Here is a 22,598-nt window from a genome sequence, read left to right as displayed (position 1 = left end):
GAGCAGTCACGACCGACCGGCACGCTCACGAGGAACCAGGAGGACACCATGGCCACCGAGAACGGCACCTCGACGGCGCTCCCCACTCTCCCGGCGATCGACGACCTCCTCGGCCCCTCGGCGTCGCGGTTCTTCGGCAGCGGCTACCGGGGGACCGACCCCCGGCTGCGGTCCGTCGCCGTCCGGCACGACGGTACGGCCTCACGGCTGGACGCCCGCGGGTCGATCAGCGTCGCGGAGCGCTGGTCCACCAAGGGCGACGTCGACCAGCTGCCGCACCTGAGCACCACCGACGTCCTGGTCCTGGCGGTGCAAGCCGCCGAGATCCTGCTGGCCGCCACGTTCTCGCCCGCCTTCCTGGTCGACGTCGCGCTGCGGCGCGTCGTGGTCGTCGCCGGGAAGGAACCGGTCGAGGGCGCCCATCAGGACTTCGCGGTGTCCGCCCGGCTCGACGACGCGTGCCGGGACCGGGACGTGACCGTCCACGCGTTCGTCGGGACCATGACGGTCGAGGTCACCGTGTACCGCCCCCTGGCGGTCGCCGGGCGCGTGGACCTGACCGTCGCCTCGCCCGACGAGCTCCTGGGCGCCGCGGCGCGCCGCGTCCACGGCGCCGGGTACGCCGGTCGCTCGGTCGACGTGCGGGAGGTCGCGAGGGTCGGCCACGACGAGGCGCGCGCGCAGGTCGTGGCCACCGCACTCCCCGGGACCGCGGACCAGGACCTCGGCATCGGGGCGACCGCTCGCCCGAGCCTGTCCTTCGTCGAGGCGTTCGTCGCGACGCTCCAGCTCGCCCAGGTGCTGCTCTACGAGCTGGACCAGGTCCCGCGCGCCGACAGCAGCACGCTGTGGATGCGACGGACCGTCGTCGAGTCCGACGGTACAGCGCTCTGGCTCGATGCGACCCACCCGATCGACGTCGCCCTGGTCCGGCCACGGCTCGTCGTGCTGCGCGGGGAGACCTGGCGCTGCGCGGAGGCCCGCGCCGTCGTCGGGCACGGCACGACCGTGCACTGCGACGTCGCCCACCGCATCCCGTCGCCCACCACGGTGAGCAACCCACCGACCACCGCACCACCCACCGAGGAAAGAGAACTGTCATGAGGCTCGCGATCTCCGGGACCTACTCGTCAGGCAAGACCTTCACCACGATCGCGCTCGCGCACCTCACCGGGATCCCCCGGAGCGCGGCCAAGACCATGCGTGAGCTCCTCCCGATCTCCGTCCCCGGCAAGACCCTGGAGGAGTGCAGCGCGGCGGAGATCCTCATGCTGATCACCCGGCGCAACACCGAGCGGGCGGTCAACGAGTCGCACCTGGGCGACACCTTCATCTCGGACGGCTCCTCGCTGCACGAGTGGGTCTACGGCACGGTGCGCGTCCTGGTGGGCATCAACCCGAACGACTCGATCGACCTCGACTCGGTCGAGCGCACCGACGCGATCCGGTTCTTCGAGGAGGTCATCGACGCGCTCGGCGTCCCCGCGAAGCAGCACGCCGCGGCGAGCTACGACGCGTTCGTGCACCTGCCCATCGAGTTCCCCCTCGTGGCCGACGGGCACCGCCCGGTCAATGAGAGGTTCCGGAGGCTCGCGGACGAGAAGCTCCAGCGCGAGATCTCCGAGCTGGGCATCCCCAACGTGAGCATCGGCGGATCGATCCCGGAGCGGCTCCAGGCGATCACCGACCACTACGACCTCCCGCGGGTCGTCAGCATCGAGGAGGCCGTGGCCCGGGCGCAGGTCGACTACGACCTGCTCGACGTGCGCGACGAGAAGGAGCGGGAGCTCGCACATGCCCTCACGTGACCGACCGGGCGCAGCGGTCCTGCGCGGTGTGGGCGGGTACCTGCCGCCACGGGTCGTGACCAACGACGACCTCGCGGCGCTCGTCGACACGTCGGACGAGTGGATCAGGACACGGACCGGGATCCGGGAGCGACGCTTCGCCGACCAGGGGACCGCGACGTCCGACCTCGCGGTCGAGGCCGGGCGCCGGGCGCTCGCCTCCGCGGGCGGACCCGACGTGGACCTGGTCGTCGTCGCGACGAGCACGCCCGACCGGTCGTGCCCGGCCACCGCCCCCCTGGTGGCGAGCCGGCTCGGGCTCGGGACCGCGGCGGCCTTCGACCTGGCAGCCGTGTGCTCGGGCTTCGTCTACGCGCTGGCACAGGCCAGCGCGACGGTGCTCGCCGGGCTGCACCGCCGGGCGCTCGTGATCGGCGCCGACCAGTTCACCTCGATCGTCGACCCGCGCGACCGTGCGACGTCGATCCTCTTCGGCGACGGTGCGGGGGCCGTCGTCGTCGACGGGGGCGACCCCGACGAGGCGGGGAGCCTCGGGGCGTTCCATCTGGGCTCCGACGGGAGCGCCCACGACCTCATCACCGTCCCCGCCGGCGGCTCGAGGGTCCCGCACCGTGACGTCGTCGACGCGTCCGACGCCTACTTCCGCATGGACGGACGGGCCGTCTTCGGTGCGGCCGTCGGGGCGATGTCGTCGTCGTCGCGCCGGGCGCTCGCCCTCTCGGGGTGGTCGGTCGAGGACGTCGACTGGTTCGTCGCGCACCAGGCGAACGAACGCATCCTCCGGCTCGTGGCGCACTCGCTGGGCATCGCGTCGGAGAAGGTCGTGATCCACCTCGACCGCGCGGGCAACACCTCGGCCGCGTCGATCCCGTTGGCGCTGGCCGCGCACGCCCGCACGTTCGCACCGCACGAACGCATCCTGCTGACCGCCTTCGGTGGAGGAACCACCTGGGGCGCCGCGACGGCGACGTGGCCACGCCTCGTCGTCCAGGACCTCTGAGAAGGAGCGCACCATGACCGAGACCGTCTTCGACCCGTCCCCCGAGTCCATCGCCGACCTCGTCGGCCGGGCGATCCCGGGGCTGCCGGACCTGCGCCCCACCGGCGCGACCTTCGACGACCTGGCGATCGACTCGCTCACGACCGCGGAGATCGCGGCCGTCGTGAGCCAGGCCTACGGGATCGAGGTGAGCGACTACGACGTCGCGAGCCTGGGTGACCTCGAGGGCCTGAGCAGGCTCGTCCGGGACCGGATCGCGGCGGGCGGCGACGGGTGAGCGAGCCACCCCGGGCTGCGGCCTACCTCGACGTCGACGGGACGCTGACGACGGGGGTCACGCTCTTCGAGCTGCTCCGCTTCGACGCCGCCGAACGGGGCGCGGAGCAGGAGGCCGCCACGTTCCTGAGGGGGATCGCAACGATGCGGGAGGCGGGCGCGACCCGGACCGAGCGCAACCGGCACTACTTCACGTGGTGGGCGGGGAGGTCGGTCGGGGACGTCGTGCAGGTCGGCCGCCGGTGGTTCGCCTCGGTGCGGGCGGAGGGCGCCGGGCACGCGGTGGGTCCGCCGGGCGACGGCGGGGGCGGAGGCGGGGTCGGAGGCAGCGCTGTCGGTCGAGGCGGTGTCCTGCGCCCGCAGGTCGTCTCGATCGTCGAGCGGCATCGCCGCGCAGGACACGTCGTGGTCCTGGTCAGCGGGTCCTTCGCCCCCGCGCTCGCCCCGCTCGCGGAGGTGCTCGGCGGTGCTCACCTGCTGGTCACCGACCCGGAGGTGCGGGAGGGGCGGTTCACGGGGCGTGTGTCCGTCCCGATGATCGGTGAGGCGAAGGCCAGGGCCGTCGCCGAGCACGCGCGGCGGGAGGGGATCTCGCTGCCGCGCTCGGCCGCGTACGGCGACGACCTGTCCGACGCCGGCTACATGGGGCTGACCGGTCACCCGACGGTCGTCTCGGTCCCCGGCGCCCCCCTCGCGGTCGTGGGGCGCCGGCGCGGCTGGGACCTGGTGGCCGTCTGAGGGCGCGAGCCGCCGGGTAGCGGCAGACGACGAGCGAGGTCGACGGAAGGAGACGGATGTGCGTGTTGCGGTGGTGGGTGCCCACGGGGTCGGGAAGTCGACCCTGTCGCGGGAGCTGGGTCGTCGGACGGGCCTCGAGGTCCCCGGCCTGGACGCCATGAGGGACCCGGTCGGTTCCCCGCCCCGGTCCCTCCTCGAGTGCACCGACGCCGAGGTGGTCCAGCTGAGCCTGCGACGGTACGCCCAACGCGTCGAGCAGGAGAGCGCGACGCCCGACATGATCTCCGACGGTTCGGTCCTGCACGAGTGGGTGTACGCCGCGGTGAGGCTGCGTCGCCAGGCGCTCTCCGGGGCGCGGGCGGACGGCGTCCTGACCGACGTCGTGGCCGGTCTCCTGCGCGAGGCCGGTGCCCGCGCGGCGCACACCTACGACCTCTTCCTCCTCCTGCCGGTCGAGTTCCCGCTCCCGCCGGACGACCGGCCGGTGAGCGAGCCGTTCCGGGGGGACGCCGAGGCGCTCACTCGAGAGGTGACCGCGGAGACGGGCGTCCCGGTGCACCTCCTCGACGGGCCGATCGAGGACCGGCTCGCCGCCGCGGCGTCGATCGTGGGGCGCGTCCGGCACGAGTCCGTGAACAGCCCGTGAAGGTGCTCAGGGGAGACACGCCCGAGTTCGAAATGTCCGGTGCTCGGCACATAGTGTCTGCGCATGCCCTTTGCGAACCTCCCTGTCGACCTCGTGCACGTGGCCGCCGCGAGCGAGCCCGACCTGGGTGGTGTCGCGGGCTGGGCCGTGTCGCTCATGGAGACGCTGGGCGTGTTCGGGGCGGGGCTCGCGATCGCGCTCGAGAACCTGTTCCCGCCGCTGCCGAGCGAGGTCATCCTGCCGCTCGCGGGCTTCACCGCGAGCCGCGGGAGCTTCAACGTGTTCGCCGCGGTCCTCGCGACGACCATCGGTTCGCTCGTGGGGGCGATCGCCCTGTACTACGTCGGCGCCCTGGTCGGGCGTGAGCGCACCCGACGGATCATCGGCTGGCTGCCGCTCGTCAAGCTCGAGGACGTCGACCGCACCGAGGCCTGGTTCCACAAGCACGGCAGCATGGCCGTCTTCTTCGGGCGCATGATCCCGATCTTCCGGAGCCTCATCTCCCTCCCGGCGGGGGTGGACCGCATGCCCCTGCCGAAGTTCGTCCTCCTGACGACCGCGGGCAGCCTCATCTGGAACAGCATCTTCGTCGGGGCGGGCTTCGCCCTGGGTGAGAGCTGGCACCTGGTCGAGGAGTACGCCGGTGTCCTGCAGAAGATCGTCATCGGGGCCGTGGCCCTCGCGGTGGTCGCCTTCGTGGTGATGCGGGTCGCCCGGTCGGTCCTCGCGGGTGCGCCCCCGGCGCACGGCCGTCGTGCACGCGCCGCCCTGCCCGACGACGGCGAGCCGGCTCCCGGGGACGGCGCCACGCAGCGGACCAAGACCCCCACGACGACGCTCGCGCTGCCCAAGGGCGTGTTCGAGCGGTCCGGGGTACGGGCCGGGCGGCCCTCGACCGACTGAGCGGCCCGACCGGGCCCTACTGGTCGAGCGTCGTGAGGGGAGCCGTCGCCTCGCGGGCCCTGCGCTCGGCGAGGACGCTCCGCAGCAGCTGGATCGTGAGCACCAGCGCCCAGATCACGAGGACGGCGACGGCGGCGACGGCGACGTAGTAGACGAGGATCAGGCCGGAGAGGATTCCCATCCGGACAACCTAGTGGGTCCGGTTCCTCGCGGTCGACGGCCCCGGGAGGAGTGGGCCCGCCCGCCGGATGCCCGCGTCGTAGGCTCGATCCCGTGACCATCTCACCCTTCGCGACCGACAACCCGCTCGACGCCCTCACCCCGGACGCGCTCCGCCGTCGGACCAGCCTCAAGTGGCGGGCCTACGCCCCTGACGTGCTTCCCCTGTGGGTCGCCGAGATGGACGTCGAGCTCGCGCCGCCCGTCGTCGAGGCGGTGACCGAGGCGATGCGCTCGGGGGACACCGGGTACGACTACGGCGACTCGTACGCCGAGGCCCTCGCCGGTTTCGCGAAGCTCCGCTGGGACTGGTCGATCGACCCGTCGAGCACGCGCATGATGCCCGACGTGATGCTCGGGCTCATGGAGATCCTCAAGGTCCTCACCGGCCCGGGGGACGCGGTCGTGGTCAGCCCGCCCGTCTACCCGCCCTTCTTCGGGTTCACGCAGAACGAGGGCCGCCGGATCGTCACCGCCCCCCTCACGGCCGACTTCCGCCTCGACCTCGACGTGCTCGACCAGGCCTTCGCCGACGCGACCGGCGCGACCCTCAACGGGAACGGCCCCGGCAGCGGGCGCCGCGCGGTCTACCTCCTGTGCAACCCGCACAACCCCACGGGCACCGTCCACACGCGCGAGGAGCTCGAGGGGCTCGCGGCCCTCGCGCGCCGTCACGGCGTGCGCATCGTGTCCGACGAGATCCACGCGCCGATCACGGCGCCCGGCGTCGCCTACACACCGGTCGTGACCGTCGCAGGGGCCGAGAACGCGATCGCGGTCCTCTCGGCCTCCAAGGCGTGGAACCTCGCGGGCCTCAAGGCGGCCGTCGCCGTCGGCGGTCCCGAGGCGGCCGACGACCTGCGGCGCATCCCCGAGGAGGTGGTGCACGGCGTCGGTCACGTCTCCGTGATCGCGCACGTCGCCGCCCTCACGGACGGCACCCCGTGGCTCGACGCGGTCCTGCGCGGGGTGCGCCGCAACAAGCTGCTCCTCGCCGACCTCCTCGAGGAGCACCTGCCGCAGGTGCGCTACCGGCCGACGCAGGGCACCTACCTCGCCTGGCTCGACACGTCCTCGGTGTCGGACGACCCGTACCGGTTCTTCCTCGACCGGGCCAAGGTCGCGCTGAACGACGGTCGGCACTTCGGGCCGGGCGGCGCCGGGCACGTGCGGCTCAACCTCGCGACGAGCCAGGAGGTGCTGACCGAGGCCGTCCGTCGGATGGGCGAGGCGGTGCGTCCGGCGTCCGAGTGACGGGCCCTACGAGGCCTCGTCGTCATCGCGCTCGTGCGGTCGGGCGGCCCTGCGCCGCCCGACCAGCCGGGTCAGCGGCCCGGACAGGAACAGCAGGAAGAGCCAGAACATCCCGACCCCCGGCGCGACCACCGCGAGCACCAGGATCACGACCAGCAGGAGCACCGCGACGAGCGCTCCCTTGACCTCGAGCTCGCCCCGGACCTCGGGGTGCTGGAGGTCGGGGTCGCGGACCGCAAGCCACTCGACGAGCGCCAGGCTGCCCGTCGTCACGATCATCACCGAGATGTAGAGGGCGTTGACCGCCGGGTCGTCGGTGCCCTCGTCGGCCAGGAGCTGGGTCGTGAAGGGGATGAACGCGATGCTTGCGAGCCACAGGAAGTTGGCCCACAGCATCGCGTTCGAGTAGTCCCGCAGGTGCTCGAACACCCGGTGGTGGCCCACCCAGAAGTTCGCGATCACCACGAAGCTGATCGCGAACGCGAGGAAGGTGCCGCGCTCGTCGGCGAGCAGCGACGCGACCGAGTGCTCCTCCCCGTCCGTCACGAGGTCGATCAGGGGCAGCACGAGCAGCGTGATCGCGATCGCGACCGCCGCGTCCGTGAAGTTGACGAGACGGTCGAGCCCTCGGTCCGTGCGGATCCTCGGCATCCGTGCCTCCTCCGGTCGTCTCCACTGTAGGAAGGGCTCGATGCCCCGGCGCGGTGAACCGGGTTCGCGGAGAACCTGTGACGCTCCGGGGGACGTGCGCGCCGTGGCCGCGCTCCCGCACGGGCGTGGGCTAGCCTCGCAGGCGGGCGAGGACGCCCGGGTCAACTCTTCCGCCGACCCGTCGGCGGACCGTCTGCCAGAGGGCATCGAGGGGGAGCACGTGGTTCGCACGCAGCTGGTCGACAGGCGCACCGAGGCGCGACGCCTCACCTGGCGACGGGCGCTCGGCCCGACCGCCCTGGCGGTGCTCGCCCTGACGCTCACCGCGTGCAGCGACGACGCCCCCAGCCCCGACGGGGCCGCCGACGACCTCGCGACCGCGATCTCCGACGGCGACTTCGAGGGGATCGCGTTCACCCAGGCGAACCTCGACGTCGCAGCGCACCGCGACGCGGTGCTCGAGCCGCTGGCCGAGACCGACCACACGGTCACGGTCGCGAAGGTCGACGTCGCCACCGAGGGGGAGAACAAGGGCAAGCAGGCGACGGCCACGCTCGCGTACACCTGGAACGTCACGGACACCACGCCGTGGACCTACGAGACCACGGTCGACCTCGTGCTCCAGGACTCGCCGGACGGCGGAGACGAGCAGTGGGCCGTGGCGTGGGAGCCCGACGTGCTGGTCCCGGACCTCAAGGACGGCGATCGCCTGGCGGTCACGAGGGTCCGCGCCGAGCGCGCGCAGATCCTGGGTGCCGACGGCGGACCCATCGTCGAGCCGCGTCCCGTCTACCGGATCGGCGTCGACAAGATGAACCTCGACCCCGCGCGCCAGGACGCGGTCGCGCGCCAGGTGGGCGCCGCCGTCGGGATCGACGCCGAGGCGTACGCGCAGAAGGTCGCGGGAGCCGGGGCCAAGGCGTTCGTCGAGGCCATCGTGGTCCGCACGGACGACACGGCGGGCATCGACGTCGACGCGGTCCGCGCGATCGACGGCGCGTCGGTCGTCGACGGCCAGCTCGACCTCGCCCCGACCCGAACCTTCGCGCGGGCCATCCTGGGCCGCGTGGGCGACGCGACGGCCGAGGCCGTCGAGGAGTCCGAGGGGCAGGTCGTCGCGGGCGACACGATCGGCCTCTCGGGGCTCCAGCGGCAGTACGACGTCCAGCTCCGGGGGACGCCCGGGATCACGGTGAGCGTCGTGGCCGACGGCAGTGCCGGCGAGGACACCGGGGAGGACCTGGACGGCGACGGGCAGCCCGACCCGGTCGAGGACGTCAAGGACGTCTTCGCGGTCGACCCGGTCGCGGGCGTGCCGCTCGCGACGACGCTGCGCACCGACATGCAGGTCGTGGCCGAGAGCGTGCTGTCGGGCGTCCCGTCGGCGAGCGCGATCGTCGCGATCGAGCCCTCGACCGGCAACGTGCTCGCCGCGGCGAGCGGTCCCGGCGGCGACGGGACGTCGACCGCGACGACCGGGAAGTATGCCCCCGGTTCCACCTTCAAGGTGGCCTCGGCGCTCGCGATGCTCCGGTCGGGGATCACGCCGGACACGACCGTGTCGTGCACGCCGGACATCACGGTCGACGGCCGGACCTTCCAGAACGTCCCGGGCTTCCCCGCAACGGCGATCGGTGAGGTGCCCTTCCGGACGGCGTTCGCCAACTCGTGCAACACCGCGATGATCGCCCAGCGGGACGCGGTCTCGCAGCAGGCCCTGCACGACGCCGCGGCCGACCTCGGTCTGGGCGTCGAGGCGGACCTCGGCGCTCCCGGGTACTTCGGGTCGGTGCCGGCCACCGCCGAGGGCACGGAGCACGCCGCGTCGTTGATCGGCCAGGGCAAGGTCGAGGCCTCGCCGCTGGGCATGGCGACCCTCGCGGCGAGCGTCGCGAAGGGTGAGCGGGTCTCGCCCGTCCTGGTCCGGCCCGAGGTCACGCCCGCGGCGGCCGAGACCCCGACGCCGTCGGCTCTCACGGCCGACGAGGCCGCGACGCTGCGCAGCCTCATGCGCTCGGTCGTCACGGACGGCAGCGCGAAGCTGCTCGCTGACCTGCCCGGTGAGGTGGGGGCGAAGACCGGGACGGCTCAGTACGGCGACGGCAACCAGGCTCACGCGTGGATGATCGCGATCCAGGGCGACCTCGCCGTGGCCGTGTTCGTCGAGACGGGTGACGGCGGGTCGGTGACCGCGGGCCCGCTCCTGAAGGCCTTCCTCGACGCCCCGAACACCGGTGAGTAGCGGCGGACGAGCGACCACGCGACGGCGCGCCCGTCTGGCTCGAGCGCCCGGCGGGCGACGCGTCGAGCGAGTCCCTGCACCGGGGCCGGAGGTCCGGGGCGGTCCCCGCTCCCGGAGGACCTCGCGCCGCGGCGCATCGACGCGCCCTGACGGGCCGCCCCCCTGTCGGCCCACGGCGAGACGCTTCCGTCCCAGGGAATAGTGCCGTGGCCCGACGACGTTCCCTCCTCGGCTACCATCGGTAGCCGTGGGCGACGATCGCCTGCACCGCCGGCCCTCCGGGCCGGCCCGAACGGGAGTCGAATCCTTGCTGAACCGGTGGAACTTCACCGCGCGCCGTGACGTCGATCTGCGACGAGTCGCCAGCGCGCTCTGTTGTTGACCCACTGAACCGCTGGGCCCCTGGCCCGCACGGCAGTCCTCCCCACCCTGACGTCGGCACGCCGCCGCTCACCCTGCCTCGCAGGGCGCGAGCGTCTGCGCCGTGGAGCACGTCCGCCCGTCGGCACGACCGTCACGTCGAGGCACCCCTCACCTCCCGGGCCGGGACGACTGCACTCCCTCCCTCTCGCGATCCTCGCGATCCTTGGGCACCCCACGTGCCCGTGACGAAGAAAGCAGAACCGTGCCCTCCTCCTCCTCCTCGCAGGCCGCGGCCACCACCGCGCCGGAGAAGTCCGCGAACGGTGCCCCCGCACCCAAGCGCCGCGTCAAGCTCCCCTCCTTCACCGTCCAGATCCTCGTCGCGCTCGTCCTGGGCGTCGCGCTGGGCTGGGTCGCCCTGTCGATGGGCCCCGCGTCCGGCGCGGGCACCCCCGACGAGGTCCCGAACTGGCTGACGACCACGCTCGACACGATCGGCTCGTCGTTCGTGACGCTGCTCAAGGCGATCGTGCCGCCGCTGGTGTTCACCGCGATCGTCGCGTCGATCGCGAACCTGCGGAACGTCACCAACGCCGCGCGCCTCGCGGGCCAGACGATCCTGTGGTTCGCCATCACAGCGCTGATCTCCGTCGTCATCGGTATCGGCCTGGGCCTCGTGCTCCAGCCGGGCGCCAACACGACGCTGTCGACCGCCGACGGCAGCGAGCCCTCGGGCTCCGGCTCGTGGCTCGACTTCCTCAACGGCTTCATCCCGAGCAACTTCCTGGGCATCCAGGCGCGTACGCAGCTGCAGGGTGAGGGCGCGAGCACCTCGATCTCCTTCAACGTCCTCCAGATCGTCGTGATCTCGCTCATCATCGGTATCGCGGCACTGAAGTCCGGCAAGAAGGCCGACCCGTTCCTCGCGTTCAACCGCTCGGCGCTCTCGATCATCCAGACCGTCCTGTGGTGGATCATCCGCCTCGCGCCGCTCGGCACGCTGGGTCTCATCGGCTACGCCGTCGCGGAGTACGGCTGGGACCTCCTGTCCCCGCTCGCGACGTTCGCCGCCGCGATCTACATCGGGCTCGCGCTCGTGCTGTTCGTCGTCTACCCCGTGATCCTGCGGACCAACGGGCTGAAGATCACGAGCTACTTCAAGGGCGCGTGGCCCGCGATCCAGCTCGCGTTCGTCTCGCGCTCCTCGATCGGCACCCTGCCGGTCACGCAGCGCGTGACCGAACGGAACCTGGGCGTCCCGCGCGAGTACGCGTCGTTCGCCGTGCCGCTCGCCGCGACGACCAAGATGGACGGTTGCGCCTCGATCTACCCGGCGATCTCCGCGATCTTCATCGCCCAGCTCTTCGGGATCGACCTGTCCTTCACGGACTACCTGCTCATCGCGTTCGTGTCCGTCGTGGGTTCGGCGGCGACGGCGGGCCTGACCGGCGCGATCGTCATGCTCACGCTGACGCTCTCGACGCTGGGCCTGCCGCTCGCGGGCGTGGGCCTGCTGCTCGCGATCGACCCGATCCTCGACATGGGCCGTACCGCGGTCAACGTCGCGGGTCAGGTGCTCGTGCCGACGGTCGTGGCCAAGCGTGAGGGCATCCTCGACGTCGAGCAGTACGACGGCGTGAACGTCGAGGACCTGTTCACGGACGACGAGGACGACTCGAACGACGACTCGAACGAATCCGCGGTCGCGTCCGACGTCGACCCGTCGACCGCGAACGCGTCCGACAAGCCTGCGGCCTCGGCCGCCGACGAGGAGCTGGTCGGGACGCGCTGACGCCACGTCCCACCCTCCCGCTGAGTGCGGAGCACCCGTCGTCCACACGGCAGGTGCTCCGCACTCAGCGTCTTCCGGAGGAGTCAGCGCCTGGGCGTGAGGACCTCGAGGCGCTGGCGGTACTCGGTCTCGTCGATCTCACCACGCGCGTAGCGCTCGCCAAGGATCGAGACGGGATCGGTGCCGCCGCGCCACGCGCCCGGTCCGCCGGGGTGGCCCCACGGTCCGCCGCGTCGCGCGCGGCGTGCGAACAGGAAGATCACCGTGGCGAACAGCGCGAACCACAGCAGCGGGAAGATGAACCACCACGGCCCGGGGCCCCAGCCCGCGCCGCCGTGGGCGAGGACGTCGGTCGTGGCGGTCGTGAGGGTGGTGAGCATGGGGGCCTCCTGGGTTGGCTGGTGACGGGCGGTCGCCGCGTCCGGCCGCCGGGTGCGACCTCGTCCCCAGGCTTCCGCGCGGGTCGCGCCACGTCGTCGGCCCGGGGATGTCTACCGACTACCCCGCTGGTACCGATCGGGCGTCGGGGACGTGCGGCTCAGCGCCCTCGTCCCCAGCCGGGGCGCACGATGCCCGCCTCGTAGGCCGTGACCACGAGCTGGGCCCGGTCGCGTGCCCGCAGCTTGGTCATGACGCGCGAGACGTGCGTCTTGACGGTCGACTCCGACAGGTACAGCGCCCGCGCGATCTGCTCGTTGGACAACCCGCCCGCGACCTCGACGAGCACCTCGTGCTCGCGCGGCGTGAGGTCGGCGAGCCCGGGCACGGGGTCGACGTCGCGCGTCGCGTCGGCGACGCGTGCGAGCAGCCGCCGCGTCACGGTCGGGGAGAGCAGGGCGTCGCCGCCCGCCGCGACGCGCACCGCGCGCACCAGGTCCTCGGGTTCGGTGTCCTTGACGAGGAACCCGCTCGCGCCGCCGCGGATCGCCTCGGTCACGTACTCGTCGAGCTCGAACGTCGTCACCACCACGACGTGCACGCCCGACGCCGCCGGGTCCGCCACGATCCGCCGGGTCGCCTCGAGCCCGTCGAGGCCAGGCATGCGAACGTCCATGAGCACGACGTCGGGCAGCAGGTCGAGCGCGAGCCGCACGGCGTCGTCGCCGGTCGCGGCCTCGCCGACGACCTCGAGGTCCGGCTCGGAGTCGATCAGGGCGCGGAAGCCGCCGCGCACGAGGCTCTGGTCGTCGGCCAGCACGACGCGGATCATGGGTGCTCCCGGTGTGGGGTCGGTGGGTCGTCGGTCGACGCGGGTGGGCGGGTCGTCGCGTCGTCGGGCGGTCCGTCCGCCGGCGTGGGTGTGTCGGAGGCTTCCTGCCCGACGGCGTCGCGCGCCTCCCACGGGATCCGCGCCTCGACGAGGAAGCCGCCCTGGGGCAGGGGGCCGGCCCTGAGCGCCCCGCCCGCGTCCGTCACGCGCTCGCGCATGCCCCGCAGGCCGTATCCCTCGGGGACCCGGTCCTGGTCCGTGCGTGGCCACGACGCGTCCGCAGCCCCGGCCGGGACGGGTGCTCCGTCGTCGGACACCGTGACGACCAGGGTGCGGGGCGGTCCGGCGGGTGCCGCGGCGGGGCGGGTGCCGGGAGAGCGACCGGTCGTGGCGGTGGCCGGTCGCATCGCCTGACCGGCGCCCGCGCCCGTGCCCGTGCCGGTGACCCGGACCTCGACGACCGCACGTGTCGCGCCGGCCGCGTGCCGCTGCACGTTCGTCAGCGACTCCTGGACCACGCGGTAGACGATCCCGGCGAGGCGCGGCGAGGCGTCGTGCGCGGCGTCCTCGACCGCGAGGTCGACCGCGACGCCCGGTACCTGCCCGACCAGCCGGGGGAGCGCCCCGAGGTCCCACGAGGGCGAACGGGGTGCCTCTCCGCCCTCGGCACGGACGATGCCGAGCACCGCGCGGACCTCGTCGAGCGACTCGCGACTCGTGGCCCGGATCGCCGTGAGGGCCGCCCGCGCCTGCTCGGGGTCGCGGTCCAGCAGGTGCAGCCCGACGCCAGCCTGCACGGTGATCGCGGACAGCGAGTGGGCGAGGACGTCGTGCAGCTCGCGGGCGATGCGCAGACGTTCGGCCGTCACGGCGTTGACCTCGTGCTCGTGGCGGGCCGCGCGCAGGGCCGCCATGCGTGCGACCCGGCCCCGCGCACCGCTCGCCGCGACGAGGGCGACGACCGTCCAGGCGAGCCCCCCGAGCAGAGCGACCGAGGGCGGTCCGCCCCGGAGCGTCACCGCGGACGTCGTGATCCCCGCGAGCACCACGACACCGGACCAGGCGACGGCCCGGCCGTGCGCCGCAGGACCGGCAAGCATCACGCCCGCGAGGACGGCGACCGTCGGGACGAACACCGGCCCCCAGGGATAGCCGAGCAGCAGGTAGACCCCCGTCGCCGCGAGGCTCAGCGAGACCGCCAGGAGGTGGCGGCGCGGGATCGTCGCGAGGACCGCGGGCGGGACCAGCAGCAGCGCGAGGGCGAGGGGGTCCAGGGGTCGTGCGCCGGGCTGGCCGTGCGCCGCGCCCAGCGTGCCGACCACCGCGACCAGGGCCGTGACGATCGCGAGGAACAGGCGTGGTCGGCGGTGGTCGAACGGGCCGGAGAGGTCGGACGGGTCGGGCGTACCGTCTCCGTCGCCCTCGCCGGCGGACCACGACCAGGGGCCGTGCGGCCGTGCGCGGTGCCACGGCGGACCCGACGGAGCCTCCCGGGTCCCCGCGGACCTCGTGTCGCCGACCATGCGGCCACGCTACGCCGGAGGGTGCACGTCCGCGTCCTGCCGTGGTGCCGGTGGGGGCGGCACCGGGGTGCCGGTCACCGGCACCGCGGCGGCCGCTGCGGGCGACCTGCCGCGTGGGGCTACCGGCCGGCCGGCGACCCCTCGGCGTCCAGCCGGGCCACGAGCCGCGGGCCCGCGACCTCGCGGTACGACATGTCGAGCAGCTCCGCGACCTCCTGCCAGTCGACCGGGGCGGCGTCGAGGTCGAGGCCGAGCCAGCCCGCCGGGCCGTAGTACGCGGGCACGTAGAACCGAGGGTCCTGCGACAGGGCGACGTGCTCCGCGGGGTCGACCTTCACGAGCACGGAGCGCGGGTACTGCCGGACCGGCGCCGAGGGAGTCGCCTTCGTCATGCCGCTGAAGACCGCGAAGATCAACCGGGCGCGGAACGTCACGCGCCCGTGCGACACGCGCTCCTCGGCACCGGGGAACGCGAGCGCGAGGCGACGCACCCGGGCGAGGTGAGCGGCGTCGTCGGGCACTGCGGGGCGGGGCGGCATGACACCCAGGGAACCACGCCCCACCCACGCCCGTCTCGGGCGCCCCCGGGGTCAGACCTCCAGGACGACCTTGCCGCGCACGTGGCCGCCCGCAACCTGCTCGACGGCCCGGGCCGCCTCGACCAGCGGGAAGCGCGCCGAGATCTCCGACGAGAGCAGTCCGGCCTCCGCGAGGGCGAGGACCTCCGCGAGCGCCCCCTTCTGCGACACCTTGGACGCGATACCCGCGGCGAGCGACTCCTGCGACTCGACCAGGGTCACGGCGCGCGGCTTCCCGTCGCGCTCCAGGCCGTCGGCGCCCAGCAGCTCGACCGTCTGGGCGACGGTCTCCGAGGAGCCGACCGTGTCGACGACGGCGGTCACGTCCGCGAGACCGTCAGGGAGTGCGCGGACCGCGTCCACGAGGCCCGTGCCGTACGTGACGGGCGTCGCGCCGAGACCCTGCACGTAGTCGTGGTTGCGCTCGGACGCCGCGGCGACGACGCGCGCGCCGAGCGCCTTCGCGATCTGCACGGCGGCCGAGCCCACGCCGCCCGAGGCGCCGTGGACCAGGACGACGTCCTTGTCCCCGACGCCCGCCTGGACCAGCGCCGAGAACGCGGCGGACGCCGCGACCGGGAGCACCGCGGCCTGCTCGAACGGCACGTTCGCGGGCTTGACCTGCGCCTTCGCCGCCTTGACGACCGACTTCTCGCGCTGTGCGCCCGTGCCGCTCCACACGACCTCGTCGCCCACCGAGATGCCCTCGACGCCCTCGCCGACCGACTCGACGACGCCCGCCGCCTCGAACCCGAGCACCTGCGGGAACGCGTCGCTGCTGCCTCCGAACGCCCCGGCGAGCTTCTTGACGTCCGCCGGGTTGACCCCGACCACGCGGTTCGTGACGACGATCTCGCCCTCACCGGGGGCCGGCACGGGCTCGTCGCCGACGCGCAGGACGTCGACCCCGCCGTGGCGGTCGTAGAAGATCGCGGTGCTCATGGGTCTACCTCTTCGAGATGCGGGGGCGCTGGGGGGAACTGTGCGGTTCGCGCGAAACCGCCTTTCACTCTTCCATCCCGGACCGAGTCCTGTCATGCGCGTTGCCGGACCGTGACCTCGGCCGTGACCTGCGGGTTCAGGTGCCGGCCGGGGCATCGCCAGGGGCGGGCGCGGCCCGTCCGGAGGGCCCGCGGTGGGGTTGCCGGGACGGCGAGGACGCCTGCCTGCGGGCCGCCGCGACGACCACGGGGTCCGCACAACCACGCGCGAAACCGTCGATCCGGCGGCGGACGTCGCGACCCAGGAGCCACGAGCCGACACGCTCGGCCACGGGTGCGAGCCAGGCGGGGCGACACGTGAAGCCGTAGCGCCACACCGCCCTGGTCGCGGCCCGGTCGGGGTGTCCGACGTCACGGCCGGGTGCGGGCGCGAACCGCCAGCCACCCGCCATGCTCGCGAAGAACCACGGCCCCTCGACCATCTTCATCCCGACGTTCGTCGGTGGGTTGTACGACACGTACTCGCTCACCATCCGCAGGCCCGCGCGGTGACGCGTGAGGGTCCGCACCCCCTTGGCGGGGACGACCGCCCCGTCGAGGAAGCGCTGCGAACGGATGAAGGGATCCCAGCGCAGCCGGACCTCGCCCGTGGTCTGCGAGACCGCGAACGCGGTCGCGGGGTCCACGAGGACGATCACGGACGACTCGACGACGGGCACGCGCCGATCGTCGCACGGGGGACCGACAGGCCGCGCGGTGGATGGCCGCCCGGTCCGGCCCGTCGGCACCGACCCGGGAAGCGTGGGCGCGGCTCGCGCGTTGGACCTGACGATGACCGACACCGGCACCCCCGCCCCCGGGGAGACGAGCAGCGCGCCCGCCGCACCTCACGGACGCGAGGTGCGCGACGCCGTCGTGCGGGCGCGGTTGCTCGCCCTGCGCGACGAGGCCCGGGCGCGGCGTGAGGCGCTGCGCGGCGAGGTGGCAGGGATCGTCGAGGCGTCCAAGGACTCGAACGCCGACGACGAGCACGACCCCGACGGTGCGACGATCGCGTTCGAGCGCGCACAGGTCGGGGCGCTGCAGCGTCTCGCCGAGCAGCAGTCCGCCGAGGCCGAGGCGGCGCTCGCCCGGCTCGACGCCGGGACGTACGGGACGTGCGAGACGTGCGGCGCCCCGGTCGGGGAGGCGCGTCTCGCCGCGCGCCCGACGGCACGCCAGTGCATCACCTGCGCCTCGACGGGCCGTGCGGCGAGATAGGCCCGCAGGTCTGCCTCGCCGCGACCGGCCGACGCCGTGATGGCCTACTTGTGCGGCACGCCTGCGATGAGGCCGCCGTCGACGATGAACTCCGACCCGGTCGAGTAGCTCGACTCGTCGCTCGCGAGGAACAGCACGAGCTGCGAGACCTCTTCGGGCTCGGCCGCGCGGCCCAGGGGGATGTGGAGGTCGTCCGAGCTGATCTTCTCCGTCATGGGCGTCTTGATGAAGCCCGGGTGGACCGAGTTGACGCGCACGCCCGACGGACCGAGGTCCAGGGCCACCGACTTGGTGAGGCCGCGCACGCCGAACTTCGACGCGACGTAGCCGTGCAGGCCCGCGCTGCCGCGCATGCCCTCGACGGACGAGATGTTGATGATCGAGCCGCGGCCTGCCCGGGCCATGACGGGCGAGACGGCGTGGATCCCCAGGAACGTGCCCGTGAGGTTGATGTCGATGATCGTGCGCCACATGTCGGGCGTGAACTCGGTGATGCCGGCGGCGTTCGCGATGCCCGCGTTGTTCACGAGGACGTCGATGCGGCCGAACTTCTCGAGCGTGAACGCGACGGCCGCGGCCCAGTCCTCCTCCTTGGTGACGTCGAGGTGGGTGTAGGCGGCGTTCTCGCCGAGCTCGGCGACGAGCGCCTCGCCCTTGGCGTCGTCGAGGTCCGCGACGACGACCTTCGCGCCCTCGTCGACGAGCGCCTTGGCGTGGGTCACGCCCATGCCTCCGGTTCCTCCGGTGACGATGGCGACCTTGTTGTAGACACGGCCCATGGTGGGGCCTCCTTTCGGTGTGCCCGGGGTCGGGACCCTCGTGGGGTGCCCGACGGCGGAGCGTGCGGTGTGTGGTGCGGGCTCGCCGGGGCGGGTGGTCGCGTCGGGTCAGTTCGGCGCGGTCCACCAGGGGGCGAGCGAGGTGCGGGTGATCCGGGGGAAGAAGTCCGGGTCCCGGGGGGACGGGGTCGCGAGCCACGCCTCGAGGGCCCCGACGGAGCCGAGCGCGACGTAGCAGGCGTACGCGCGCGCGGCCTGCTCGACCTCGGTCTGCTCGGCGTCGCACGGCACGGGCATGAGGTGCGGCTGGTCCAGGAGGAACGTGCGCAGCGTGTCGGAGAAGTGCTCCGCGAGCAGGCGGAACAGCGGGGCGCTCAGGCCACCTTCGAGGGCGCGCTCGTAGATCGAGGTGTGCGTGTCGACGTGGCCGACGATCGCCTGCGTGATGGCGTCGACGAGCTGCCGGGGGTCGGTGCGCGGGCGCGCGTCGGGGCCGGTCGCGGGGTCGGGGGACAGGCCCTGCGCGGCTGCGAGGAAGTCGCTGCGGATCGCGTCGAGCTCGGTGCGCAGGATGGTCGTGAGCAGGTCGGCGGGGTTGCTCGCGTAGTCGTAGAACGTGGCGCGGTTGATCCCGGCGTGGGCGGAGACCTGCGAGACCGTGAGCTCGTCGATGTCCTGCTCGGCGGCGAGCTCGAGGACTGCGGTGCGCAGGGCTGCGGTGGTGCGTTCGGTGCGGGGGTCCATGTCGCCTCCTTCGGGGCCTGGTGGCTGGGGCCGGGCGGTGGTGCCGGCAGGGTACGGCCGCTCCGGGCGACGGAACGTGCTGACACTTTGACGGTACGCCCGTGCCATAAGTTTGGCAACACGTGTCGCCTAAGGCGTCGCCTGGCCTCCCCGCGACGCGTCGTGCCGTCTCTGCCATGCTCGATGTGAACCGCTCGACGACAGCCTGTGCACTCGGCAGGCCTCGCCCGCCACAGCCTGGCGGAGCCATCTGCGCACCGTGGCGCACCCGGTCAAGCAGCTCGGAGGTCGCTCGATGGCGGCTACGGACGGGGCCCGGCGCGCGCAACCACTGTCGGACCGGAGCAGCAGTCCGACGAGCCGTCGCCCGACGACGGGAACGGACCTGGCCGCCTGAGGTGCCCCCGCGCACCCCGCCACGACGCGACCGCTCGACAGCATGCGGCCCCGGCCGGGCCGAGGAACGTCCGAGAAGAGGAGAGACCATGTCTGGATCCAACCGAGGCGCCGAGTCCGAGGAGCGCGACGTCGTCGCGCTCAACCCACTCTTCGCCCGTCCGGGAGAAGCGACCGAGCTGCCCCGCAACGTGCTCCCCGCGGGGGAGTCCCTCCCGGAGACCGCGTACCAGATCGTCCACGACGAGGCGATGCTCGACGGCAACGCCCGCCTGAACCTTGCGACGTTCGTCGGGACGTGGATGGACCCGTACGCGCAGCGGCTGTACGAGGAGACGGCCGACAAGAACATGATCGACAAGGACGAGTACCCGGCGACGGCCGCGATCGAGACGCGCTGCTGGAAGATGCTGGGCGGCCTGTGGAACGCCCCGGACCCGGAGAACACGATCGGGACGTCGACCATCGGCTCCTCGGAGGCTGCGATGCTCGGCGGGCTCGCGCTCAAGCGGCGCTGGCAGCACGCGCGCCGCGCGGCCGGGAAGCCCGCGGACCGGCCCAACCTGGTCCTGTCGAGCGCGGTACAGGTGTGCTGGGAGAAGTTCTGCAACTACTGGGACGTCGAGGCGCGCTACGTCCCCATCTCCCTCGAGCACAAGGTGCTCGACGGGTTCGAGCTCGAGAAGTACGTGGACGAGAACACGATCGGCGTGGTGGCGATCCTCGGCGTCACCTACACCGGGATGTACGAGCCCGTCACGGAGATCGCGGCCGCCCTGGACCGCGTCCAGGCATCGACGGGGCTCGACGTCCCCATCCACGTGGACGGGGCGTCGGGGGCCATGATCGCCCCGTTCATCCAGCCCCGGCTGGAGTGGGACTTCCGGGTCCCGCGGGTCGTGTCGATCAACACGTCGGGGCACAAGTACGGGCTCGTCTACCCCGGGCTCGGATGGGTCGTGTGGCGCGACGTCGCGTCGCTGCCCGAGGACCTGGTGTTCCGCGTCAGCTACCTGGGTGGCGACATGCCCACGTTCGCCCTCAACTTCTCGCGCCCTGGGGCACAGGTGCTGCTCCAGTACTACCTGTTCCTGCGACTAGGGTTCGACGGCTACCGCAAGGTGCAGCAGGCCTCGCAGGACGTCGCGCTCTACCTCTCGGGCGAGATCGCGAAGATGCCGCAGTTCGACCTGTGGAACGACGGGAGCGACATCCCCGTCTTCGCGTGGAGCATCGCGCAGGGGTACGGCACCAACTGGAACCTGTACCACCTCTCGGACCGGCTGCGGCTCAAGGGCTGGCTGGTCCCCGCCTACCCGATGCCCGCCGACCTCGAGACTCTGACGGTCCAGCGCATCGTGGTGCGCAACGGGCTGAGCATGGACCTCGCGCACAGCCTGATCGACGACCTGCGCACCGAGGTCGACTACCTCGAGGCTCTGACGGGCCCCATGCCCGTCGAGGGACAGCACCCGGGCTTCCACCACTGAGGGGGACACGATGGACACGAACCAGCCGGGCGCCCGCGCCCGAGCGAAGGAGCCGGCCGGCGGCCCCTTCGTCCGGGCCGACGGAACCCACGCACCGACGGCCGAGCACGTCGCACCCCACCCCTACGGGAAGGACCCGCAGCACACCGGACCGGCCATCGGCGCCCCCGCAGCGACGTCGACCGCGTTCCTGTCGGTCTTCCAGCTCGCGATGCTCACGGTCGTCACCGTGGCGTCGTTGCGCTCGCTGCCCGCCATGGGCGCCTACGGCCTGGGCTCGATCACCCTGTTCGTCGTCCCGGCGATCCTGTTCCTCGTGCCGACGGCCCTGGTGGCCGCGGAGCTGGCGACCGGATGGAAGGGCGGTGTGTTCACCTGGGTGCGCGAGGCGTTCGGCAACCGGATGGGTTTCACGGCCATCTGGCTCCAGTGGATCCAGAACGTCGTCTGGTACCCGACGCAGATCGCCTTCATCGCGGCGAGCCTGTCGTTCGTGATCGGGAACCAGGGGCTCGCGAGCAACGGCCTCTACACCGCGGTCGTGATCCTCGTCCTCTACTGGGGCTCGACGCTCATCACGCTCAAGGGCGGCAACCTCTTCGCCAAGGTCGGGTCGTGGAGCGGCATCCTGGGGACGCTGTTCCCCGCCGTGCTGCTGATCGTGCTCGGTGCGATCTGGCTCGCGACCGGCGAGAAGTCGCAGACCCCCCTGGAGGTGTCCGCCGTCGTCCCGCCGTGGACGGGCATCGCGTCGATCGTCCTCGTGGTGTCCAACGTCCTCGCGTACGCCGGGATGGAGGTCAACGCGGTCCACGCGAACGACATGAAGAACCCAGGGAAGGGCTTCCCCAAGTCGATCGCCGTCGCGACGCTCCTCATCCTCGTGGTCTTCATCCTGCCCACGATCGCGATGGCGGTCGCGGTGCCCAAGAAGGACCTGGGGCTGACCAACGGCATCAACCTCGCGTTCCAGGTGTTCTTCGACAAGTGGGACATGCCGTGGGCGGTCACCGCGATCTCGGCGCTCATCGCACTGGGGGCGTTCGCGTCCGTCGTCACGTGGATCGCCGGGCCGTCGAGAGGCCTGCTGGCCGCGGCCCGGACGGGCCTCCTGCCCCCGGCCCTCCAGAAGCGCAACGCGGCGGGGGTGCAGGTGGGGATCCTCGGGGTCCAGGGGATCGTGGTGTCGGTCCTGGCGCTGCTGTTCCTCGTCATCCCGAACATCAACACGGCGTTCATCGCGCTCATCGACATGGCCGCCGCGCTCTACCTGGTCATGTACATGATGATGTTCGCCGCGGCGATCAGGCTCCGGCGCTCCCAGCCCGACGTGGTGCGGACCTACCGCACCCCCGCGATGAAGCTCGTCGCGGGGGTCGGGTTCGTCGCGTGCGCCGCGGCGTTCGTGCTCGCGTTCGTCCCGCCCGAGGGGTTCACGGGTGTGCCGCCTGCCGCCTACCCGTTCGTGGTGGCCGCGGTCGTGATCGTCCTCGGGGGGCCGCCGCTCATCTTCTACGCCATGCGCAAGCCGACGTGGGACCAGCGGTCCTCGGCCGAGCAGGAGACGGCCGAGGGGGTCCTGGTGAACCCGCCGACCGGGGTCGGCGCGCAGGGGAGCGGGGCCGCGGGCCCAGCCCCTGGAGGGGCGCCCCAGGGCGCCCCACGCTGAGGAGCCCGTGCCCGACGGCGGCGCGCGTCGTCGTCGGGCGGGCGGCGGTCTGGCATGGGCTGGCGCACCGGCTTGCAGCGCCTGGGACACCGGATAGTTTTCAAACACCAATAAGG

At 72.8% G+C, this 22,598-nt stretch carries 23 protein-coding genes; 13 read left to right on the top strand and 10 right to left on the bottom strand.

Features of this window, described 5'->3' with window-relative positions:
• Window positions 1-48: 48 nt before the first annotated feature.
• The 7 genes from ACFRCR_RS02710 to ACFRCR_RS02680 all read left to right on the top strand — a co-directional run bounded on the left by ACFRCR_RS02710 (window position 49) and on the right by ACFRCR_RS02680 (window position 5,371).
• Window positions 49-1,104 (top strand): AvrD family protein, encoded by a 1,056-nt coding sequence (locus ACFRCR_RS02710; protein ID WP_377675381.1) that lies wholly within the window; start codon window positions 49-51, stop codon window positions 1,102-1,104.
• Window positions 1,101-1,808 (top strand): AAA family ATPase, encoded by a 708-nt coding sequence (locus ACFRCR_RS02705; protein ID WP_377675379.1) that lies wholly within the window; start codon window positions 1,101-1,103, stop codon window positions 1,806-1,808. Before ACFRCR_RS02710 ends, ACFRCR_RS02705 begins: the two co-directional genes overlap by 4 nt.
• Window positions 1,795-2,808 carry a beta-ketoacyl-ACP synthase III gene (locus ACFRCR_RS02700; protein ID WP_377675377.1) on the top strand — a complete coding sequence of 338 codons (1,014 nt, stop codon included), beginning with the start codon at window positions 1,795-1,797 and terminating at the stop codon, window positions 2,806-2,808. The genes ACFRCR_RS02705 and ACFRCR_RS02700 overlap by 14 nt, the downstream gene beginning before the upstream one ends.
• Window positions 2,809-2,821: 13 nt before the next feature.
• Entirely contained in the window at window positions 2,822-3,085 is a 264-nt protein-coding gene (locus ACFRCR_RS02695; protein WP_377675375.1) for an acyl carrier protein, read from the top strand.
• Entirely contained in the window at window positions 3,082-3,822 is a 741-nt protein-coding gene (locus tag ACFRCR_RS02690; RefSeq protein ID WP_377675374.1) for an HAD family hydrolase, read from the top strand. Before ACFRCR_RS02695 ends, ACFRCR_RS02690 begins: the two co-directional genes overlap by 4 nt.
• A gap of 58 nt (window positions 3,823-3,880) precedes the next feature.
• The gene (locus ACFRCR_RS02685) at window positions 3,881-4,468 is read left to right on the top strand and encodes an AAA family ATPase (RefSeq protein WP_377675372.1); all 588 of its coding nucleotides are present in this window, start codon (window positions 3,881-3,883) and stop codon (window positions 4,466-4,468) included.
• 63 nt (window positions 4,469-4,531) lie between these two features.
• Entirely contained in the window at window positions 4,532-5,371 is an 840-nt protein-coding gene (locus tag ACFRCR_RS02680) for a DedA family protein (protein WP_377675370.1), read from the top strand.
• 16 nt (window positions 5,372-5,387) lie between these two features.
• Here the strand turns inward: ACFRCR_RS02680 and ACFRCR_RS02675 are convergent, their stop codons facing one another.
• Window positions 5,388-5,552, bottom strand: a complete 165-nt coding sequence (locus ACFRCR_RS02675) for a hypothetical protein (RefSeq protein WP_377675368.1) — start codon at window positions 5,550-5,552, stop codon at window positions 5,388-5,390.
• 92 nt (window positions 5,553-5,644) lie between these two features.
• Here ACFRCR_RS02675 and ACFRCR_RS02670 point away from each other — a divergent pair, with 92 nt between their 5' ends.
• Window positions 5,645-6,844, top strand: coding sequence for a MalY/PatB family protein (locus ACFRCR_RS02670; protein WP_377675366.1), 1,200 nt, complete (start codon window positions 5,645-5,647; stop codon window positions 6,842-6,844).
• 6 nt (window positions 6,845-6,850) lie between these two features.
• Here ACFRCR_RS02670 and ACFRCR_RS02665 read toward each other — a convergent pair whose 3' ends face one another.
• Window positions 6,851-7,495: a TMEM175 family protein gene (locus ACFRCR_RS02665; protein WP_377675365.1), complete on the bottom strand. Its 645-nt coding sequence runs from the start codon at window positions 7,493-7,495 to the stop codon at window positions 6,851-6,853.
• A gap of 220 nt (window positions 7,496-7,715) precedes the next feature.
• Between ACFRCR_RS02665 and ACFRCR_RS02660 the strand changes: the two genes are divergently transcribed.
• Together ACFRCR_RS02660 and ACFRCR_RS02655 are read left to right on the top strand one after the other, a co-directional pair.
• Window positions 7,716-9,737, top strand: coding sequence for a penicillin-binding transpeptidase domain-containing protein (locus tag ACFRCR_RS02660; RefSeq protein ID WP_377675363.1), 2,022 nt, complete (start codon window positions 7,716-7,718; stop codon window positions 9,735-9,737).
• A gap of 625 nt (window positions 9,738-10,362) precedes the next feature.
• Complete coding sequence (locus ACFRCR_RS02655) at window positions 10,363-11,892, top strand: dicarboxylate/amino acid:cation symporter (RefSeq protein WP_377675361.1); 1,530 nt, start codon at window positions 10,363-10,365, stop codon at window positions 11,890-11,892.
• Between the two features lie 83 nt (window positions 11,893-11,975).
• Here ACFRCR_RS02655 and ACFRCR_RS02650 read toward each other — a convergent pair whose 3' ends face one another.
• The 6 genes from ACFRCR_RS02650 to ACFRCR_RS02625 all read right to left on the bottom strand — a co-directional run bounded on the left by ACFRCR_RS02650 (window position 11,976) and on the right by ACFRCR_RS02625 (window position 16,863).
• On the bottom strand, window positions 11,976-12,272 hold the full coding sequence (locus ACFRCR_RS02650) for an SHOCT domain-containing protein (RefSeq protein ID WP_377675359.1): 297 nt from the start codon (window positions 12,270-12,272) through the stop codon (window positions 11,976-11,978).
• A 158-nt stretch (window positions 12,273-12,430) separates the two neighbouring features.
• Complete coding sequence (locus tag ACFRCR_RS02645; RefSeq protein ID WP_377675358.1) at window positions 12,431-13,102, bottom strand: response regulator; 672 nt, start codon at window positions 13,100-13,102, stop codon at window positions 12,431-12,433.
• Window positions 13,099-14,625, bottom strand: a complete 1,527-nt coding sequence (locus tag ACFRCR_RS02640; protein ID WP_377675356.1) for a sensor histidine kinase — start codon at window positions 14,623-14,625, stop codon at window positions 13,099-13,101. The genes ACFRCR_RS02645 and ACFRCR_RS02640 overlap by 4 nt, the downstream gene beginning before the upstream one ends.
• Window positions 14,626-14,744: 119 nt before the next feature.
• Window positions 14,745-15,164: an MmcQ/YjbR family DNA-binding protein gene (locus ACFRCR_RS02635; RefSeq protein WP_377675353.1), complete on the bottom strand. Its 420-nt coding sequence runs from the start codon at window positions 15,162-15,164 to the stop codon at window positions 14,745-14,747.
• 51 nt (window positions 15,165-15,215) lie between these two features.
• Window positions 15,216-16,145 carry an NADP-dependent oxidoreductase gene (locus ACFRCR_RS02630; protein WP_377675351.1) on the bottom strand — a complete coding sequence of 310 codons (930 nt, stop codon included), beginning with the start codon at window positions 16,143-16,145 and terminating at the stop codon, window positions 15,216-15,218.
• Between the two features lie 136 nt (window positions 16,146-16,281).
• Complete coding sequence (locus tag ACFRCR_RS02625) at window positions 16,282-16,863, bottom strand: SRPBCC family protein (RefSeq protein WP_377675348.1); 582 nt, start codon at window positions 16,861-16,863, stop codon at window positions 16,282-16,284.
• A gap of 112 nt (window positions 16,864-16,975) precedes the next feature.
• Here ACFRCR_RS02625 and ACFRCR_RS02620 point away from each other — a divergent pair, with 112 nt between their 5' ends.
• Entirely contained in the window at window positions 16,976-17,404 is a 429-nt protein-coding gene (locus ACFRCR_RS02620) for a TraR/DksA family transcriptional regulator (protein WP_377675345.1), read from the top strand.
• A 44-nt stretch (window positions 17,405-17,448) separates the two neighbouring features.
• Here the strand turns inward: ACFRCR_RS02620 and ACFRCR_RS02615 are convergent, their stop codons facing one another.
• Together ACFRCR_RS02615 and ACFRCR_RS02610 are read right to left on the bottom strand one after the other, a co-directional pair.
• Window positions 17,449-18,183: a glucose 1-dehydrogenase gene (locus tag ACFRCR_RS02615; protein ID WP_377675342.1), complete on the bottom strand. Its 735-nt coding sequence runs from the start codon at window positions 18,181-18,183 to the stop codon at window positions 17,449-17,451.
• Between the two features lie 108 nt (window positions 18,184-18,291).
• Entirely contained in the window at window positions 18,292-18,927 is a 636-nt protein-coding gene (locus ACFRCR_RS02610) for a TetR/AcrR family transcriptional regulator (RefSeq protein ID WP_377675339.1), read from the bottom strand.
• A gap of 485 nt (window positions 18,928-19,412) precedes the next feature.
• On the opposite strand from ACFRCR_RS02610, the gene ACFRCR_RS02605 reads away from it, so the two are divergent.
• Together ACFRCR_RS02605 and ACFRCR_RS02600 are read left to right on the top strand one after the other, a co-directional pair.
• The gene (locus tag ACFRCR_RS02605) at window positions 19,413-20,813 is read left to right on the top strand and encodes a glutamate decarboxylase (RefSeq protein WP_377675336.1); all 1,401 of its coding nucleotides are present in this window, start codon (window positions 19,413-19,415) and stop codon (window positions 20,811-20,813) included.
• A gap of 10 nt (window positions 20,814-20,823) precedes the next feature.
• Entirely contained in the window at window positions 20,824-22,482 is a 1,659-nt protein-coding gene (locus ACFRCR_RS02600) for an APC family permease (RefSeq protein ID WP_377675334.1), read from the top strand.
• Window positions 22,483-22,598: the final 116 nt, after the last annotated feature.

The sequence above is a fragment of the Oerskovia sp. NPDC056781 genome, from assembly GCF_042789955.1.
GTDB lineage: Bacteria > Actinomycetota > Actinomycetes > Actinomycetales > Cellulomonadaceae > Oerskovia > Oerskovia rustica.
The sequence above is the reverse complement of the archived record's forward strand: the minus strand, read 5'-3'. Positions and strand labels throughout refer to the sequence as shown.

Coding starts and splice junctions, on each gene's coding strand:
- ACFRCR_RS02615 (WP_377675342.1), bottom strand. CDS start 18,183: ATGGGCCGTGTCTACAACAAGGTCGCCATCGTCACCGGAGGAACCGGA.
- ACFRCR_RS02610 (WP_377675339.1), bottom strand. CDS start 18,927: ATGGACCCCCGCACCGAACGCACCACCGCAGCCCTGCGCACCGCAGTC.
- ACFRCR_RS02600 (WP_377675334.1), top strand. CDS start 20,824: ATGGACACGAACCAGCCGGGCGCCCGCGCCCGAGCGAAGGAGCCGGCC.
- ACFRCR_RS02675 (WP_377675368.1), bottom strand. CDS start 5,552: ATGGGAATCCTCTCCGGCCTGATCCTCGTCTACTACGTCGCCGTCGCC.
- ACFRCR_RS02640 (WP_377675356.1), bottom strand. CDS start 14,625: ATGGTCGGCGACACGAGGTCCGCGGGGACCCGGGAGGCTCCGTCGGGT.
- ACFRCR_RS02605 (WP_377675336.1), top strand. CDS start 19,413: ATGTCTGGATCCAACCGAGGCGCCGAGTCCGAGGAGCGCGACGTCGTC.
- ACFRCR_RS02620 (WP_377675345.1), top strand. CDS start 16,976: ATGACCGACACCGGCACCCCCGCCCCCGGGGAGACGAGCAGCGCGCCC.
- ACFRCR_RS02645 (WP_377675358.1), bottom strand. CDS start 13,102: ATGATCCGCGTCGTGCTGGCCGACGACCAGAGCCTCGTGCGCGGCGGC.
- ACFRCR_RS02635 (WP_377675353.1), bottom strand. CDS start 15,164: ATGCCGCCCCGCCCCGCAGTGCCCGACGACGCCGCTCACCTCGCCCGG.
- ACFRCR_RS02630 (WP_377675351.1), bottom strand. CDS start 16,145: ATGAGCACCGCGATCTTCTACGACCGCCACGGCGGGGTCGACGTCCTG.
- ACFRCR_RS02705 (WP_377675379.1), top strand. CDS start 1,101: ATGAGGCTCGCGATCTCCGGGACCTACTCGTCAGGCAAGACCTTCACC.
- ACFRCR_RS02650 (WP_377675359.1), bottom strand. CDS start 12,272: ATGCTCACCACCCTCACGACCGCCACGACCGACGTCCTCGCCCACGGC.
- ACFRCR_RS02710 (WP_377675381.1), top strand. CDS start 49: ATGGCCACCGAGAACGGCACCTCGACGGCGCTCCCCACTCTCCCGGCG.
- ACFRCR_RS02700 (WP_377675377.1), top strand. CDS start 1,795: ATGCCCTCACGTGACCGACCGGGCGCAGCGGTCCTGCGCGGTGTGGGC.
- ACFRCR_RS02695 (WP_377675375.1), top strand. CDS start 2,822: ATGACCGAGACCGTCTTCGACCCGTCCCCCGAGTCCATCGCCGACCTC.
- ACFRCR_RS02665 (WP_377675365.1), bottom strand. CDS start 7,495: ATGCCGAGGATCCGCACGGACCGAGGGCTCGACCGTCTCGTCAACTTC.
- ACFRCR_RS02680 (WP_377675370.1), top strand. CDS start 4,532: ATGCCCTTTGCGAACCTCCCTGTCGACCTCGTGCACGTGGCCGCCGCG.